This window comes from Streptomyces sp. KR80 (assembly GCF_052245555.1).
Classification (GTDB): Bacteria; Actinomycetota; Actinomycetes; order Streptomycetales; family Streptomycetaceae; genus Streptomyces.
In genome coordinates this window covers 95,779-110,868 of sequence record NZ_JBQQCD010000008.1, presented here as the reverse complement: position 1 = coordinate 110,868, position 15,090 = coordinate 95,779, and the positions used below count along the sequence as shown (strand labels likewise).

Sequence of the window (15,090 nt, the reverse complement as noted above, 5' to 3'; positions counted from 1 at the left end):
GGTCCTTGAAATCATCGGATCGTGAACTCAGCCCGCCGGGTAGCGGTCGATCGGGGGCGGCTCGGGGGCAGGCTTTCCGGAGAGTCCGAGGGTGGCGTCGTACGCCTTCTTCCAGTTGCCGTTCTTCTGGTTGGCCTCGATGGCGTCGTCGAGCGCGAAGCGCAGCGCGTTGTCGTTCCTGGGGACGCCGATGCCGTACGGCTCGTCGGAGAACGTCTCGCCGACCACCTTCAGCTCGTCGGGCACCTTCGCCGCGTAGCCCAGCAGGATCGTGTCGTCCGTGGTGACGGCGTCCACCTGGAGGGTGAGGAGGTTGTCCACGCAGACCGAATACGTGTCGTACGCGACGGGGTCCGCCTCCGGGTACTCCTCCTGGATGCGCTGCAGCGGGGTCGAACCGGCCGCGGAGCAGACGATCTTGCCGTCCAGGTCCTGCGGGCCCTCGATATCGGTCTCGTCGGTGCGGACGAGCAGGGACTGCCCCGCCATGTAGTACGGGCCCGCGAACCCGACCTGCTTCTTGCGCAGATCGTTGATGGTGTACGTGCCCACGTAGTAGTCGATCTGACCGTTCTGCAGGGCGGTCTCGCGGTTCGCGGAGGCGATCGTCTTGAACTCGATGGTCTTGGGGTCGAAGCCGAGCGAGGCGGACATCATCTTGGCGATCTCGATGTCCAAGCCCGAGTAGACACCGGTGGCCGGGTCCTTCTCACCGAGGAACGGCTGGTCTTCTTTGGCGCCGACGACGAAGTGGCCTCGGTCCTTCGCACTGCGCCAAGTCGGGGAGTCGGGCAGCTCGAAGCCGCGGTTCACCTCGTAGCGAGGCAGCTGTTCGGGCTGCGGGCCCTTGACCGGGGGGCTGCCCTCCTTGCCGCAGGCTGCTGCCGAGAGCAGGGCGAGCGAGGTGAGCGCGGCGAGGACGAGCGCGGCGATCGTACGGTTCATGTCCGTCACCTCTCCCGCTCAGTGCTTGAGGATCTTGGACATGAAGTCCTTGGCGCGGTCGCTCTCGGGGGCGGTGAAGAACGCCTCGGGGGCGCGGTCCTCGACGATCCGGCCGCCGTCCATGAAGACCACGCGATTCGCGGAGGCGCGGGCGAAGCCCATCTCGTGGGTGACGACGACCATCGTCATGCCCTCGCGGGCGAGCTGCCGCATGACCTCCAGCACCTCGTTGATCATCTCCGGGTCGAGAGCGGAGGTCGGCTCGTCGAAGAGCATCACCTTCGGATTCATGGCCAGGGCCCGGGCGATGGCCACCCGCTGCTGCTGGCCGCCGGAGAGCTGCGCCGGGTACTTGGGTGCCTGGTCGGCCAGGCCCACGCGGTCGAGCAGCTCCATGGCTCGCCGCTCGGCGTCCTCCTTCTTCCGCCTGCGGACCTTGATCGGAGCGAGGGATACGTTCTCCAGCACCGTCTTATGGGCGAAGAGGTTGAAGGACTGGAAGACCATGCCGACGTCGGCGCGCAGCTTCGCGAGCTCCTTGCCCTCCTCGGGCAACGGCTTCCCGTCGATCCTGATCGTGCCCGACTCGATGGTCTCCAGGCGGTTGATCGCCCGGCAGAGCGTGGACTTGCCGGAGCCGGACGGGCCGATGACCACGACCACCTCCCCGCGGCCGACGGTGAGGTTGATGCTCTGGAGGACGTGCAGCTGTCCGTAGTGCTTGTTCACGTCGCGCAGCTCGACCAACAGATCGGCTGTGGAGACGGTCTCGGCTCCTTCGGTGGCCATACCCAGCCCTGCCCACTCTCAGCTGTGTCGCGGTCTGGGCAACGTATCCAGCCACATGTGGCACGGCGCCTCGACACGCACCGAGGGGGGAATATCCGTATTGTGTTGCCGCCGCCGTGGTGCCGGACCTGGGCGGCTATAGGTGCGCCGGGACTCAGTCCTCGGATGCCTCCGCGTACACCTGGGACAGCTCGGGCGCCCCGCTGACCGCCCAGTCGAGACCCGCCTCCACGACGTCGATCTCCCGGCCGGAGGCGAGTCTGACCACGGGCTGCCCGTTCGGCCACACCTGCCAGGCCGCGCCCGGCACCGTACGGACGATCACCGTCCCCAAGTAGAGGCCGGCGTCGTTGCCCAGCCAGGGAAGCTCCTCGGGGTCGTCGCGCCAGCGCGGCAGCAGCTGGTCCAGGGCCTCCAAGGAACGGGCCGAGTCGTCGAGTTCGAGCCCCACGGAGGACGCCTGGCTGCGCAGCAGCCCGCACTCGGAGAGGAGTTCGGCCACCCCTTCGGCGTCGGCCTCGGCGTCCTCGGCCGCGCCCATCACGGAGACGCCCCGCGCAGGACCATGTCGCTTGCGCCAGTTCTCCAGGAAATGGATGTTCATGCCACTCAGGTTCGCATTCGGAGCACGTTCCGCACCACAGGCACGCTCCGTGGCGCAAATTCAGCCGGAGTTCGCTGCCGGGATCATTGACGGCCCTCACCCGCCTTCCTACGTTCATCGCGCACCTGTCGGATCACATTCGGATGCGGGAGGGGACGGCCATGCTCGTGGCAAGACGTGGGACTGCGACCGGGATCGCGATCGTCGTGGGAGGAGCGGCCCTCGCCCTCACCGCGGCGGCCGCACCCGCCGTCGCAACGGAACGCCGCACGGAGCCGCTCCCCCTGGAGCGGCTCTTCGACAACCGGGCCGTCAGCGATGACGCCCGGCCGTCGGAAGCCGACTTCGACGGAGCCGGGCAGTCGCTCTCCGCACAGGACCTGACGGCCGCGGGCTGGACCTCGGGCCGTACCCTCGCCATCGACGGGGCCCGCCTGACCTGGCCCCGATCCGCCCCCGGGCGGCCCGACAACGTCCGGGCGAACGGGCAGGCGGTCCAGCTGACCGGCCGGGGTGACGCGCTGTCCTTCCTGGTCGCGGGGACCGGAAGCCCCGGCGGGGCGACCGGCACCGGCACCGTTCACTACCAGGACGGCTCCCGCACGGCGTTCGCCCTCTCCGCGCCCGACTGGCGCACCGGACCGCTGAGCACCAAGGTCGTCGCGCTCCCGCACATCAACTCCCCGAGCGGACAACGGACGGAGAAGGTCCGGCTGTACGCGGTCACCGTGCCGGCCGCGCGCGACCGTGAGATCGCCTCGGTGGTGCTGCCCGCGGATCCCGGGCCGGACGCCGATCTGCACGTCTTCGCGGCCGCCGTGCGCTCCCCGGCACAGGGGTGGACCGGAAGCTGGTCGGCGAGCACCGGCGGTTACGCGAATGCCGGGCCGTGGACGGACCAGACGCTGAGGCTGGTCGTCCACACCAGTACGGGCGGGCCCCGGGCCCGTATCCGGCTCGCCAACACCTTCGCGGCCGCGCCGGTGCACATCGGGCATGCGTCGATCGCGGTGCAGCGCGCCGGGGCGGCGGCGACGAGTGCACCGAAGCGCCTCGCGTTCTCCGGGAAGCCGGGCACCCAGATACCGGCGGGGGCCGAGGTGTTCAGCGACCCGCTCGGCTTCGCCGTACCCGCCCAGGCGAATCTGCTGGTCAGCATCCATCTGCCGGGCACTGTGGCGGCGGTTCCGGTGCACGCGCGTGCCTTCCAGCACTCATATGTGAGCGCAGCGGGCAGCGGCGACCGTACGGGCGACAGCGGCGGGGCGGCGTACCCCGGCACGATCACCTCCTGGCCGTTCCTGACCGGGCTCGACGTGGGCGGCGGGCCCGGGTCCGTAGTGGCCCTCGGCGACTCGATCACCGACGGGGACAAGTCGACGGTCGACGGCAACCGGCGGTGGCCGGATGTGCTGGCCCGGCGGCTGCAGGCACAGTCGCAGGTGCCGCGGTACGGGGTGCTCAACCACGGGATCTCCGCGAACCGGGTCGTCACCGACCGCTACCCGGGCGACGGGGTCAGCACCGATACGGGCGGGGTGAGCGCGCAACACCGGCTGGACCGCGATGTGCTGGCCCAGACCGGGGCCCGCACGGTCGTGGTCTTCGAGGGGATCAACGATGTCCGATGGGGTACCTCGGCGGACGAGGTGATCGCCGGGCTGCGGTCCATCGCAGACCGGGCGCGCGCCCGCGGGCTGCGGGTGGTCGCGGCGACCGTCGTGCCGTGCGAGGGGTACCCCGGCTGCACGTCGGAGGTCGATGCGCGGCGCACCGCCGTCAATGCGTATCTGCGGAACAACGGCGGGGCGTTCGACGCCGTGCTGGACTTCGACGCGGTGATCCGCGATCCGGAGCGGCCGCAGCGGATGCTCCCCGCCTACGACAGCGGCGACCACCTGCATCCCGGGGACGCCGGGCTGCGCGCGATGGCCGAGTCGATCGACCTGCGCAAGCTCGTACCGTAAGCGCACGTTGTGGGCATTCGTTCCGCAGGGCTGGGGGCACCCCCAGCGGTAGCTGGGGGAGGGTGGGCACAACGCGACCACCGGCGTGCAGCCCCGTACGAAACGGAAGCCCCTCGGCGGGGGTTTGCGTACGTCGCCGGGTGCGGGCCGGTGTGTGCCCACCCGTTCCGCCTGGGGGCACCTCCCAGCGTTAGCTGGGGGAGGAACGAATGCCCACACACCGGCTCTCAGAGCTCCAGGTCCACCACGACCGGGGCGTGGTCGGACGCACCCTTGCCCTTGCGCTCCTCACGGTCGACGTAACCGTCCTTCACCGCGCCCGCGAAGGACTCGTTGCCGTAGACCAGATCAATGCGCATGCCCCGGTTCTTGGGGAAGCAGAGCTGGCGGTAGTCCCAGTAGGTGTACGGGTGGTCGTACTTCAGCGGCCGCGGCACGACGTCGGTCAGGCCGAGTCCACGCAGCGCTTCGAGCGCGGCCCGCTCGGCCGGGGTGACATGGGTGAGGCCCTCGAAGGCGGACCGGTCCCAGACGTCGTCGTCGGTCGGCGCGATGTTGAAGTCGCCGAGCACCGCGAAGGGGCGCTCCGCCGCCGCGTCGCCGGTCACGGCGGCACCGAGCGCCTCAAGCCACTTCAACTTGTACGCGAAGTGCGCATGGTCCACCTCGCGTCCGTTCGGCACGTACACCGACCAGACGCGGACGCCGTCGCAGGTCGCCGCTATGGCGCGGGGCTCCTGCGCACCGTCGTAGTCCGGGCCACCCGGCAACCCGGAGGTCACGGCGTCGAGGCCGACCCGGGAGACCACCGCCACGCCGTTCCACCGGCCGTCCGCGTTGACCGCCGCCTCATAGCCGAGCTCCCGCAGCTGCTGACGCGGGAACTGCTCCTCGGTGCACTTGGTCTCCTGCAGGCACAGGACGTCGGTGCCGCTGCTCTCCAGCCAGGCCAGCAACCGTGGCAGCCGGGCGGTGATCGAATTGACGTTCCAGGTGGCGATGCGCATGGACATGAATGTACCGCCCGGCAACGACAGCCAGGCCCCGAGTCAACGGCCGGGATGACCGGGCCGGGGCACCGGGCCGCGCCGGAGGGAGAGCGTCAGACGGAGAGCGTCTCGCCCGGGGCAAGCCGGCCGTGCCGCGCTCCGCCGACGCCCGGCCCGTCCGGGCCCAGCATCCGGTCGTACACCGGCCGGGCGATGTCGGTCAGCAGACCGTCGTGGATGTCGATGGCCCGCTGCGGCTTGACCTCGCGGAGGTAGTCGATCACCTCGGCCACCTTGTTCCAGGGCGCGTGCACCGGCAGCATCAGCGTCTCGACCGGACGGCCGGGGACGGTGAGCGCGTCGCCCGGGTGGAAGAGGCAGTCGTCCACGAGATAGCCGACGTTGGTGATCCGCGGGATGTCCGGGTGGATCACGGCGTGCAGCTCGCCGTGCACCTCGACCTCGAATCCCGCGGCCGTGAAGGTGTCACCGTGACCGACGGTGTGCACCCGGCCCGGGAACGCCGCGGAGATCTGGTCGGCGACGCTGCGCAGGGTCCAGATCTCGGCAGCGGGATGGGCGTCCAGGGCGACCCGCAGCCGGTCCTCGTTGAAGTGGTCGAGGTGCTCGTGGGTCACCAGCACCGCGTCGGCGCCGACCGCCGCGTCCTCCTCGCTGAAGGTTCCCGGGTCGATGACGAGCACCTGGCCGTCCTTCTCCAGCCGGATGCAGGCGTGCCCCTTCTTGGTGAGCTGCACAGCGGTCCTCCGTGACTCGTGATCTCTACCGGCACCATCCTGCCCGCTACCGCTCGGGTGTGGTCTCCTGCCGTATGACCTTCTGCGCCACCCGGAACGCCGAGTTCGCGGCCGACACGCCGCAGTAGACCGCAGTCTGCAGCAGGACCTCCTTGATCTCGGCGGGGGTGAGTCCGTTGCGCAGCGCGGCGCGGGTGTGGAACGCCAGCTCGTCGTGGTGGCCGCCGGCCACCAGCGCGGTGAGGGTGATGACGCTGCGGGTGCGGCGGTCGATGCCGGGCCGGCTCCACACCTCTCCCCAGGCGTAGCGGGTGAGGAGGTCCTCGAAGTCGCGGGTGAAGTCGTCGGCGCCGGCCGCGATCCGGTCCACGTGGGCGTCACCGAGCACGTCACGACGCACCTTCATGCCCGTGTCGTACGGGTCGGGTCGGCCGGCCGGGACCTCCGGCGGGGCCTCCCCGCCGGTGAGTTCGGCGATCGGACCGATCGGCGGTACGGCGGGCGCGAGGGTCTGCGCGGGCGCCTCGGCCGGCTTCGCGGCGGGCACACTGATCGCCGGGACCGTGTCCTGCCACGACGTGGTGACATGACGGACCAGCAGGTCGGTGACGGCGGCGGGCTGTTCGACGGGCGCCAGGTGGGCGGTATTGGGGACGAGCGCGAGCCGGGCGTCCGGTATTCCGGCGACCAGCACGCGGGCGTCGGCCTGCGTGGTCACCCGGTCCTCGGACCCGGCGAGCACCAGCGTGGGCACGGCGATCCTGCCCAGCTCCGCACGGACGTCGAAGGAGGCCAGCGCCTCACATGCGGCGATGTAGCAGCCCGGGTCGGTGGTGCGCACCATCTGGACCGACCACTCGACGATCGCCTGCTGCGCGGCCGAGAAGCCGGGGGTGAACCAGCGGTCGGGGACGGAGTGGGCGATCGGGTCCAGCCCGTTGGTACGGACGATCACCCCGCGCTGCCGGTACTCGTCGGCGGTGCCGAAGCGGGGGGCGGCGGAGATCAGCGCCAGCGCGGCGAGCCGCCCGTGCCCCGAGGTCTGGGCCCCGTCGGACTGCCGGAGTGCCAGCTCGGCGCCGACGGCGGCGCCGATGCCGCAGCCCCCGTAGCCGAACCGCTCGACGCCCAGCTCGTCGAGGGTGGCGAGCACGCGGTCGGCGAGATCGGTGACCGAAGCGGCGGGGTGGGCGGGAGCACCGCCGTGACCCGGCAGGTCGTACCGCAGGACACGCCAGTGCCGGGTCAGCTCGGGTACCTGCCGGTCCCACATGTGCCAGGTGGTGCCCAGGGCGGGACCGAGGACGAGGACGGGGGCGCCCTCGGGGCCCTCGATCCGGTGCTGCAGGGGTGGAAGGGTCTTCGTCTCGCTCACCCGTTCAAGCTATCCGGCGGTTCTGTCACAACAAAGTCGCACCCGTACCGGTGGCTCTGTCCCGCGCGCCGGAGCCGAACCACGCCGCACACCCGGCCTCGCCGTCGGCGTCGCACTTCCCTCGGACGCCCTCGTCGCTTCACCGGGGCGGTGTCCGCCGCCCATGCGGCCTGGGGGCACCCCCAGCGAGAGCTGAGCGGCACATCCGGCAGCGGGCGCCCGGCTGTCTCAGGGGGTCACGGTGGAGACGATGTAGACCTTGGGGTGGGCCTTGTTGCTGAGGTCGACGGTGATGTTCTGGACGGGCCGCGGGTCGGGCTCGGTGTTCACCAGACCGGCCCAGTTCTCACCGGAGCCGAGGCTCCAGCCGACGGTGGCGGCCTCCTTGGCGGTCACGGCTCCCTTGCCCTGCTCCAGGGCAGCCCTGCTGGTTCCGATCCTGCCCAGGAACCGGTCCAGCCCTTCATTGGACGTGATGAACTGCACGTACAGCTTGCTGATCTTCCAGGAGTTGGTCTCGTACCAGGCGACGTCGGCCGAGTACGGCGGAATCGGCACATGGTAGATACGGCGCGTGACCTTCGGCGGCCAGCCGGCGGTGAGGCCGGTGGCCGCGGCACGTCCCTCCTTGTCCCTGCCGCTGTCCCGGCTCTGCTCGGCGGAGATCACCAGATAGCCGGCGGGGACGCCGATGAGCAGCACGACGACCAGCAGGGTGAGTACCCGGCGGCGAAGACTGGGGCCCTGTGGCCGCTCCGAATCGTCACCGCCGCCGGAACCGTCGCCGGAGCCACCGCCGGGCGGCGGCACCTGTCGGGGTACGGCCGGGTGGTCGGCCATGGTCATCGTCGGCTCCCTCTGACGGCCTGGGCGTAGCGCTCGTAGCGCTCATAGCGCTCGACGCGGCGGCGGTTGGCGCGCCGGAAGCGGCGGGCGACGAGTCGCGCCAGGTCGGCGGCGCCGACGAGGCCTGCCTCATTGCCGAGCTGAGCCTTGATGATACGGGCTTCGGGTCGGTAGCCGCGGCCGGTCAGGTGGCGGCGGAAGGCATCCCGCGCGGGGCCGATGAGCAGGTCGTCGGCCGCGCTGACGCCGCCGCCGACGACGAAGCAGGAGGGGTCGAGGGCGGCGGCCAGGTTGGCGATGCCCACGCCGAGCCACTGGCCGATATCCTGCAACAGCTCGACGCACATGGCGTCGCCCTCACGGGCCAGCTCGGTGATCAGCGGCCCGGTGATGTCGGAGATGTTGCCCTTGACGCGGTCGATGATGTTGTACGCGACCGGGGAGTCGGCCACGGCGAGCTCGCGGGCCTCGCGGACCAGGGCGTTGCCGGAGCTGTACTGCTCCCAGCAGCCCCGGTTGCCGCACGGGCAGCGGTGGCCGCCGGGCACCACCTGCATGTGGCCGAACTCACCGGCGACGCCGTAGCGGCCCCGCTTGACCTGGCCGTCCTCGAGGATGGCGCCGCCGATGCCGGTCCCGAGGGTGATCATGACGAGGTGGTCCTCGCCGCGGCCGGCACCGAATCGCCACTCCGCCCAGGCGGCGGTATTGGCGTCGTTGTCGACCATCACGGGGACGGCGAGCCGGGCGGCGAGGGCGTCGCGCAGCGGCTCGTCGCGCCAGGACAGGTGCGGCGCGAAGAGCACCCGGGAGCGGTCGGCGTCGACCCAGCCGGCCGCGCCGATGCCGATGGCGTGGACGTCGTGCCGATCGGAGAGGTCGAGGACCAGCTCGACGATGGTGTCCTCGACGACCTTGGGGCTCTTGGACTTGTCGGGGGTCTCGGTGCGCAGCTTCTCGAGGATGTTGCCGTCGGCGTCGACGACACCCGCGGCGACCTTGGTGCCGCCGATGTCGATGCCGACGGTGTTGACGCGGGGCGCCGTGAGGTGCGAGCGGCGCTCACGGGTGCCGACGGCGCGGAACACCGTGGCGCGGGCCGAGCCACGGTGCACGAACTCGCGGTAGGTGCTCATCGCATGACCTCTTCGCGTACACGGGGCGTGCGGTCGCTGCGGGTGCCGGCTCGCAAGGGTCGTCTCGTCCCGGAGGGTCTCGGGAGGCCGCGCGTGTGGCCTCGGGTGATCGTGGATGGTCGTGGGCGACGCTGCCGATTGTGCCGCATGAACGGAGCCGGGGCTTCCTGATGCCCTCTCCTCGCCCGGTGCCCGCGCGCGGGGGCGGGGGGCGGTTGCGGGCGGCCCGCGGGGCGATGTGTGGAGTCGCCCGGGGGTGTCCGAGGAGGGCGTCCGTGGTGGGGTGCCGCTCAGCCGCGGACGAGCAGCTGGAACTCGAAGGCGTAGCGGGAGGCGCGGTAGATGTGCGAACCGAACTCGACGGCGCGACCGGTGTCGTCGAAGGTCGTCCGCTGCATCGTGAGCAGCGGGGCCCCTTCCGGCTCCCCCAGTTCCTCCCCCTCCTCGGCGCTCGCGGCCCGCGCGCCGACCGCCTGGCGAGCGCTGTGCAGGGTGATGCCCGCCTCGCGCATCAGACGGTAGAGGCCGGTCGCCTCCAGCCGCTCGGTGTCGAGGGGCAGCAGACCTACGGGGAGGTGGTTGCGCAAATGGGCCACCGGCTCGTCGTAGGCGAAGCGCAGCCGCTCGATCAGGATCACGTCGGCCCCTTCGGAGACACCGAGAGCCGCGGCGACCTCGGCGGTCGCGGGCTCGGTGGCGTTGTGCAGGACGCGGGTGGCGGGGCGCTGCCCTGCGGCTTCGAGGTCGTCGAAGAGGCTGCTCAGCTCGAGCGGGCGCTTGACCTGACTGTGCACCACTTGAGTGCCCACACCCCGGCGGCGTACGAGAAGACCCTTGTCGACCAGCGACTGGATGGCCTGCCGGACAGTGGGCCGGGACAGGCCGAGGCGGCCGGCGAGCTCGATCTCGTTGCCGAGCAGACTGCCCGGGGCGAGCCTGCCCTTCTCGATCGCCGCCTCAAGCTGCTGGGACAGCTGGAAGTAGAGCGGGACCGGGCTGCTCCGGTCCACCCTGAGCTGGAGAGACCCTGTCGGGTGCGTCTCGTGCTTCGCCACGGGGCGAGCGTAGCCGTCAGGGCACATGACGGGAAGTCGTGAAGTCCGATTGTCCGGACATGCAGCTGCCGGCGGCTGGCGATCCCGGCAGACCGCCCCGCCGCTGGCGGCTTCCCACGACCACAGTGCGTGCCGAGGGCCCGGTCCGGGACGGCCGTCCCGGACCGGGCCACCCCTCGGCCCCGCGTGCGACCGTTCCGCTCCCAGCCGGTCATCCGGGGTGGATCCGCCCGTCCCGCAGCTCGTAGCGTTCGGTGGCGGAGCAGCCGATCGAGGGGGTGACCAGCAGGCTCACCGCGATCGGGGCGGGGTTCGTGCTCGCGGTCGTGAACTCGCAGACCGCGTGGCTGCCGGTCAGCGGATACCAGAACCAGCCGTCCGCCTCGCCGACGGTGACCCGGTCCGTCTCCTGCCACGCACCGCCCCGGTCGGCGTACACCTGCAGGCGCACCGACGCGGCGTACGGGTCCTGCGTGGACCGCAGCGCGGTCAGCGTGATCTTGTGGTCCCGCCCCAGGACGGACGAGGCGATCTGCCGGGCCTCCACTGGCTGCCGCCCTCGGTCGCCGACGGCCTGGGCCCCGGCCGCACTCACCGTGCCGAGGGCGGCCACCGCCGCGGCGAGGGCGACACCCCGCCGAGCGAGCGTACGGATGTCGGGCGTCGTCATGCTGTCCCCCATGCGCGCGGCCGAGAGGGTCGGAGAAGCCCTGCCGCTCCCCCATGACGGCCCGCTCTCCCCACGCACAGAAACAAGACCCCCGAAACCTCTTATGGGTTGTACGGCGTCCCGTCAACCGGTCCGCGCCGCCGCACGGGTGAGCAGCAGCAGGGCGTCGACGAGGTCCTCCGCGGACGAGCCCGTGGCCAGCCGGCGCAGCTGCTGCCCGAAGACCATCGCGACGGCCGTACTCGCCAGGCGTTCGGCGTCCGGCACGCCCAGTGCGTTCAGGATCTGCGCGGCCAGGCGGTCGTACGCGGCGAAGCACTCCGCCGCGGCGGCGCGCAGTCGCACGTCCCGACCGGCCTGGACGTACAGCTCGAAGGGGGCGATGTGCCGGCTGTCGAACTCCATGCCCCCCGCGACCTGCCCCACCACCGCGGCGGCCCGCTCGACGTCGATCCCCTCGGACCGGCACTGGTCGGCGAGTTCGGTGAAGCGCCGGGTCTCCTCCGCGACGAAGTGCAGCAGGCTCTCCCGCAGCAGCTCGTGCTGGGTCTCGAAGTGGTAGGTGACCGAGCCGAGGGAGACCCCGGCCTCCTTGGCGATCCGCCGGTTGGTGACCGCCGCGACGCCGTCCCGGCCGATGATCCGCAGGACGGCGTCGATGATGTTCTGCCGGGTGTCGGCGGGCTTGGGCGTGGCAGTCATGCCGGTCATTGTCCCACCCGGGCGCGCGCCGCGGCCCGTGCCTTCGGGGTGCTCGCAGCGCCCGCAGCCGAGCTGCGGGTACGAGCAGCGCGGGCGGCGCCATCGCTCTCCCCAGGCCCTTGGCGGGGGTGCCCCCACGCCACTAGACACGGCCCCCGTTCGGCTTCTCGCCCGGCCACGGCTGGGGGGAAGTCGCGGAAGTCCCCTTCGGAGCGTTCCCCGCGCCACCGCCGCCGGTGGTCCACACCGGCGCGGCGCCCTTCGGCTCGCTCGCGGCCGGAGTGACGGCGGGCCGCTGCTCGTACCAGCGCTGGTCGTCCTCGAGTTGGGCCGCGAGCGAGATCAGCAGCTCCTCACTGCCCTCCGTGCCCAGCAGTTGGGCACCGACCGGCAGCCCCTCGCTCGTCAAGCCCGCGGGGACGTTCACGCCGGGCCAGCCGAGGACGTTCCACGGCCAGGCGTACGGGCAGGCCGCGGCCATCGTCGCATCCGTTCGCAAGGCGTTCAGCCCGTCGAATGCGCCGATACGCGGTGGCGGGGCGGCGGTGGTCGGGGTGAGTACGACGTCGAATCCACCCCTGTCGTAGATCGCGCCGATCCTGCGGTGCTGGTGGGCCTCGCGGGCGCGGGCGATGCGCAGGGCACGGCCGCCGAGCCGCTTGCCGGTGCGGACCGCACCGCGCGTGCGCGGGTCGAGCCGGCCGGGCTCGGGGTGCAGAGCGGCGATCTCCGCGACTCCGGCGGTGGCCCGTGGTACGAAGCTCAGCCCGATCAGGCCGTAGCGGGGCCGCGCCTCCTCGACATGGTGGCCCAGGCGGGCGAGCGCCTCGGCGATACGGGTGACCGCGCGGCGCACGTCGGGGTGGACCGGAGCGCGGGTGGCGGTCAGCGGAGGCCGCCAGGCGAGGGCTATGCGCAGCCGACCCGGTTCGCGGCCCGCGGCCTCGAGTGCGCTGACCGGCCGGGGCCGGTGCAGGTCCTCCGGGTGCGGGCCCGCGACGGTGTCCAGGAGCAGGGCGGCGTCCCGGACCGTACGGGCCAGCGGGCCGAAGACCGCCAGGCCTTGGAAGGCGTCGGTGTAGGGGTACAGGGACACCCGGCCGCGCTGGGGCTTGATGCCCACGAGGTGCGTCCACGCCGCGGGGATCCGGATGGAGCCCGCGCCGTCGGATCCGAGAGCGGCGGGGACGAGTCCGGCTGCGACGGCCGCGGCGGATCCTCCGGAGGAGCCGCCGGGGGTGTAAGCGGTGTTCCAGGGGTTGCGGGTGGCGCCGAAGGCCGGGCCCTCGGTGAAGGGCCACTGGCCGAGTTCGCAGGCGTTGGTCTTGCCGACGATCACTGCTCCGGCCGCGCGCAGCCGCCGCACCGGCTCGGCGTCGGCGACCACCGGTGCGAACTCCCCCTGACAGCCGAAGCGCGTCGGCAGTCCGGCGACGTCCGTGTCGTCCTTGACCGCGATCGGCACACCCAGCAGGGGCAGCCTCTCCCCCGCGGCGAGCCTCCGGTCGGCCTGCTCCGCCTCCTCCAGTGCGGCTGCGGCGCGTATACAGCGGAAGGCGTTGAGCGTGTCCCGGGTACCTTCGATGCGGGTCAGCGCGTCCCACACCAGCGCCACGGACGTCGTATCGCCCGCTGCCAGCAATCGGGCCTGTTCTACGAGTCCGGTGAATGTACCTGTGGACACGGTGCCCCCTCCTCTTTATCGTTCGTTCGAACGAACAGTCCTCGGGAGGCTACTCGCATGCGCATCACCGGATCAACCGTTCTCCTCACCGGCGTGACGGGCGGCATCGGTCAGACCCTCGCTCGCGAACTCGCCCGGAAAGGCGCGAAGTTGGTGCTCACCGGGCGCCGCGCCGAGGCTCTCGAGCCGCTCGCCGCCGAGCTCGACGCCCGCGCCGTCGTCACCGACCTCGTCGACCCGGCGCAGGTCACCCACCTCGCCGACGCCTGCGCCGACGCCGACATCCTCATCGCCAACGCCGCCCTGCCCGCCAGCGGCGAACTCCTCGACTACACACCCGAACAGACCGACCGCGCCCTGTCCGTCAACCTCCGCGCCCCGGTCATGCTGGCCCGGCTGCTCGCCCCGCGCATGGTCGAAGCGGGCCGGGGCCACCTCGCGTTCGTCGGATCGATCTCCGGCAAGGCCGCCACCAAGTCCTCGTCCCTCTACAACGCGACGAAGTTCGGGCTGCGCGGCTTCGCACTCGGGTTCCGCCAGGATCTGCACGGCACCGGGGTGGGGGTGTCGCTGATCCAGCCCGGATTCGTACGGGACGCGGGCATGTTCGCCGCCACGGGCGCCACCCCGCCCGCCGGTATGCGCACGGTCTCCCCCGGCCAGGTGGCGGCGGGGGTCATCCGGGCCATCGAGCGCGATCTGTGTGAAGTCAACGTCGCACCCCTGGAGATGCGGATGCTCAGCGCCATCGCCGGCCAGTTCCCCGGCTTCGCCGAGAAGGTGCAGCGCAGGTCGGGAGCCGAGCGCACGGTCGGGCAGATCGTGGACGCCCAGCGGACATCCCGTTGAGAGAAGCGGCGGCCGCTCGTGGGGGAAAGCGGCCGCCGCGCTTAGGGTGCGGCTCGTGCGCCGGAGGCGCGTCCGGCGGATCCGGTCAGCACACCTAGGGCCTGGCCGGCCTGATCGACCGGACGGGACCTAACAGCCGTAGTCGACGAGGTCGAACGAGCGGTAGTGGTCCGCCGTGTAGTAGTCCTCCTGCGCCGCCTCTCCGGTGACGATGCGCCGCGCCCCGCGGTCCGGCGATCCAGGCGTCTTGACCGTGTACTCGTGGTAGTAGCCGGTGTCCTGATCGGGCAGCAGGCCTTCACGGTTCTGGAAGACGGTGCCGTCCTGGGGGTACGGGTACGGGCCGCCGGCCTCGATCAGGTCGAGGGTGTCGTGCGCCTGGGGCGGCAGGTCCGAGTAGCAGATGTCACCAACGGCGGCCTGGGACACCGCGGTTCGCGCAGGCACCGAGTCGGGTGCCGCCGACGCGGACGAGGCGAGCACGGGGCCGCCGATGAGCAGGGTCGAGGCGAGGGCGCCGAGCGCGCCAATCCTGGCGATACGTGGGGGGATTCGCATGCCTCACAGCATGACGCGCGTAGCGACTGTCATGTCAACGCCAAGGTTCCGAGGTTTTCGCAGAGTTCACAGAAGCGGCACTCTCGTAACGATCGCGCGCCTGTCGTGTGCCCCGGGCTCGATGACGAGGCCGGGGCCGCCCTCCGTTCGGAGGCCGGCCCCG

At 71.7% G+C, this 15,090-nt stretch carries 15 protein-coding genes; 2 read left to right on the top strand and 13 right to left on the bottom strand.

Going from position 1 to position 15,090, the window contains the following annotated elements; translation table 11 throughout:
- Positions 1-27: 27 nt before the first annotated feature.
- The 3 genes from ACTWQI_RS14425 to ACTWQI_RS14415 form a co-directional block, all read right to left on the bottom strand.
- A complete protein-coding gene (locus tag ACTWQI_RS14425) occupies positions 28-945 on the bottom strand; it encodes a glutamate ABC transporter substrate-binding protein (RefSeq protein ID WP_443270491.1) in 918 nt (305 codons plus the stop codon).
- Between the two features lie 18 nt (positions 946-963).
- Positions 964-1,734 carry an amino acid ABC transporter ATP-binding protein gene (locus ACTWQI_RS14420; RefSeq protein ID WP_443270489.1) on the bottom strand — a complete coding sequence of 257 codons (771 nt, stop codon included), beginning with the start codon at positions 1,732-1,734 and terminating at the stop codon, positions 964-966.
- 154 nt (positions 1,735-1,888) lie between these two features.
- Positions 1,889-2,338 (bottom strand): DUF6278 family protein, encoded by a 450-nt coding sequence (locus tag ACTWQI_RS14415; RefSeq protein WP_443270487.1) that lies wholly within the window; start codon positions 2,336-2,338, stop codon positions 1,889-1,891.
- A gap of 161 nt (positions 2,339-2,499) precedes the next feature.
- Here ACTWQI_RS14415 and ACTWQI_RS14410 point away from each other — a divergent pair, with 161 nt between their 5' ends.
- Positions 2,500-4,305 carry an SGNH/GDSL hydrolase family protein gene (locus ACTWQI_RS14410; RefSeq protein ID WP_443270485.1) on the top strand — a complete coding sequence of 602 codons (1,806 nt, stop codon included), beginning with the start codon at positions 2,500-2,502 and terminating at the stop codon, positions 4,303-4,305.
- A gap of 227 nt (positions 4,306-4,532) precedes the next feature.
- Here ACTWQI_RS14410 and ACTWQI_RS14405 read toward each other — a convergent pair whose 3' ends face one another.
- The 9 genes from ACTWQI_RS14405 to ACTWQI_RS14365 form a co-directional block, all read right to left on the bottom strand.
- On the bottom strand, positions 4,533-5,312 hold the full coding sequence (locus tag ACTWQI_RS14405; RefSeq protein WP_443270483.1) for an exodeoxyribonuclease III: 780 nt from the start codon (positions 5,310-5,312) through the stop codon (positions 4,533-4,535).
- 95 nt (positions 5,313-5,407) lie between these two features.
- A complete protein-coding gene (locus ACTWQI_RS14400) occupies positions 5,408-6,052 on the bottom strand; it encodes an MBL fold metallo-hydrolase (protein ID WP_443270482.1) in 645 nt (214 codons plus the stop codon).
- 46 nt (positions 6,053-6,098) lie between these two features.
- Complete coding sequence (gene pcaDC / locus ACTWQI_RS14395; RefSeq protein WP_443270481.1) at positions 6,099-7,427, bottom strand: bifunctional 3-oxoadipate enol-lactonase/4-carboxymuconolactone decarboxylase PcaDC; 1,329 nt, start codon at positions 7,425-7,427, stop codon at positions 6,099-6,101.
- A 228-nt stretch (positions 7,428-7,655) separates the two neighbouring features.
- Positions 7,656-8,273 carry a hypothetical protein gene (locus ACTWQI_RS14390; RefSeq protein ID WP_443270480.1) on the bottom strand — a complete coding sequence of 206 codons (618 nt, stop codon included), beginning with the start codon at positions 8,271-8,273 and terminating at the stop codon, positions 7,656-7,658.
- On the bottom strand, positions 8,270-9,409 hold the full coding sequence (locus tag ACTWQI_RS14385) for an ROK family glucokinase (protein ID WP_443270479.1): 1,140 nt from the start codon (positions 9,407-9,409) through the stop codon (positions 8,270-8,272). The genes ACTWQI_RS14390 and ACTWQI_RS14385 overlap by 4 nt, the downstream gene beginning before the upstream one ends.
- Before the next feature lie 290 nt (positions 9,410-9,699).
- The gene (locus tag ACTWQI_RS14380; protein ID WP_443270729.1) at positions 9,700-10,419 is read right to left on the bottom strand and encodes a GntR family transcriptional regulator; all 720 of its coding nucleotides are present in this window, start codon (positions 10,417-10,419) and stop codon (positions 9,700-9,702) included.
- A gap of 256 nt (positions 10,420-10,675) precedes the next feature.
- Positions 10,676-11,134, bottom strand: coding sequence for a hypothetical protein (locus tag ACTWQI_RS14375; protein ID WP_443270477.1), 459 nt, complete (start codon positions 11,132-11,134; stop codon positions 10,676-10,678).
- Between the two features lie 123 nt (positions 11,135-11,257).
- Positions 11,258-11,836: a TetR/AcrR family transcriptional regulator gene (locus ACTWQI_RS14370; protein WP_443270475.1), complete on the bottom strand. Its 579-nt coding sequence runs from the start codon at positions 11,834-11,836 to the stop codon at positions 11,258-11,260.
- A gap of 142 nt (positions 11,837-11,978) precedes the next feature.
- A complete protein-coding gene (locus ACTWQI_RS14365) occupies positions 11,979-13,520 on the bottom strand; it encodes an amidase (RefSeq protein WP_443270473.1) in 1,542 nt (513 codons plus the stop codon).
- 57 nt (positions 13,521-13,577) lie between these two features.
- On the opposite strand from ACTWQI_RS14365, the gene ACTWQI_RS14360 reads away from it, so the two are divergent.
- Positions 13,578-14,369, top strand: coding sequence for an SDR family NAD(P)-dependent oxidoreductase (locus ACTWQI_RS14360; protein WP_443270472.1), 792 nt, complete (start codon positions 13,578-13,580; stop codon positions 14,367-14,369).
- Positions 14,370-14,498: 129 nt separating this feature from the next.
- Here the strand turns inward: ACTWQI_RS14360 and ACTWQI_RS14355 are convergent, their stop codons facing one another.
- On the bottom strand, positions 14,499-14,927 hold the full coding sequence (locus ACTWQI_RS14355) for a ribonuclease domain-containing protein (protein WP_443270470.1): 429 nt from the start codon (positions 14,925-14,927) through the stop codon (positions 14,499-14,501).
- Positions 14,928-15,090: the final 163 nt, after the last annotated feature.

Coding starts and splice junctions, on each gene's coding strand:
- ACTWQI_RS14385 (WP_443270479.1), bottom strand. CDS start 9,409: ATGAGCACCTACCGCGAGTTCGTGCACCGTGGCTCGGCCCGCGCCACG.
- ACTWQI_RS14355 (WP_443270470.1), bottom strand. CDS start 14,927: ATGCGAATCCCCCCACGTATCGCCAGGATTGGCGCGCTCGGCGCCCTC.
- ACTWQI_RS14375 (WP_443270477.1), bottom strand. CDS start 11,134: ATGACGACGCCCGACATCCGTACGCTCGCTCGGCGGGGTGTCGCCCTC.
- ACTWQI_RS14405 (WP_443270483.1), bottom strand. CDS start 5,312: ATGCGCATCGCCACCTGGAACGTCAATTCGATCACCGCCCGGCTGCCA.
- ACTWQI_RS14370 (WP_443270475.1), bottom strand. CDS start 11,836: ATGACTGCCACGCCCAAGCCCGCCGACACCCGGCAGAACATCATCGAC.
- ACTWQI_RS14390 (WP_443270480.1), bottom strand. CDS start 8,273: ATGACCATGGCCGACCACCCGGCCGTACCCCGACAGGTGCCGCCGCCC.
- ACTWQI_RS14425 (WP_443270491.1), bottom strand. CDS start 945: ATGAACCGTACGATCGCCGCGCTCGTCCTCGCCGCGCTCACCTCGCTC.
- ACTWQI_RS14410 (WP_443270485.1), top strand. CDS start 2,500: ATGCTCGTGGCAAGACGTGGGACTGCGACCGGGATCGCGATCGTCGTG.
- ACTWQI_RS14420 (WP_443270489.1), bottom strand. CDS start 1,734: ATGGCCACCGAAGGAGCCGAGACCGTCTCCACAGCCGATCTGTTGGTC.
- ACTWQI_RS14415 (WP_443270487.1), bottom strand. CDS start 2,338: ATGAACATCCATTTCCTGGAGAACTGGCGCAAGCGACATGGTCCTGCG.
- ACTWQI_RS14360 (WP_443270472.1), top strand. CDS start 13,578: ATGCGCATCACCGGATCAACCGTTCTCCTCACCGGCGTGACGGGCGGC.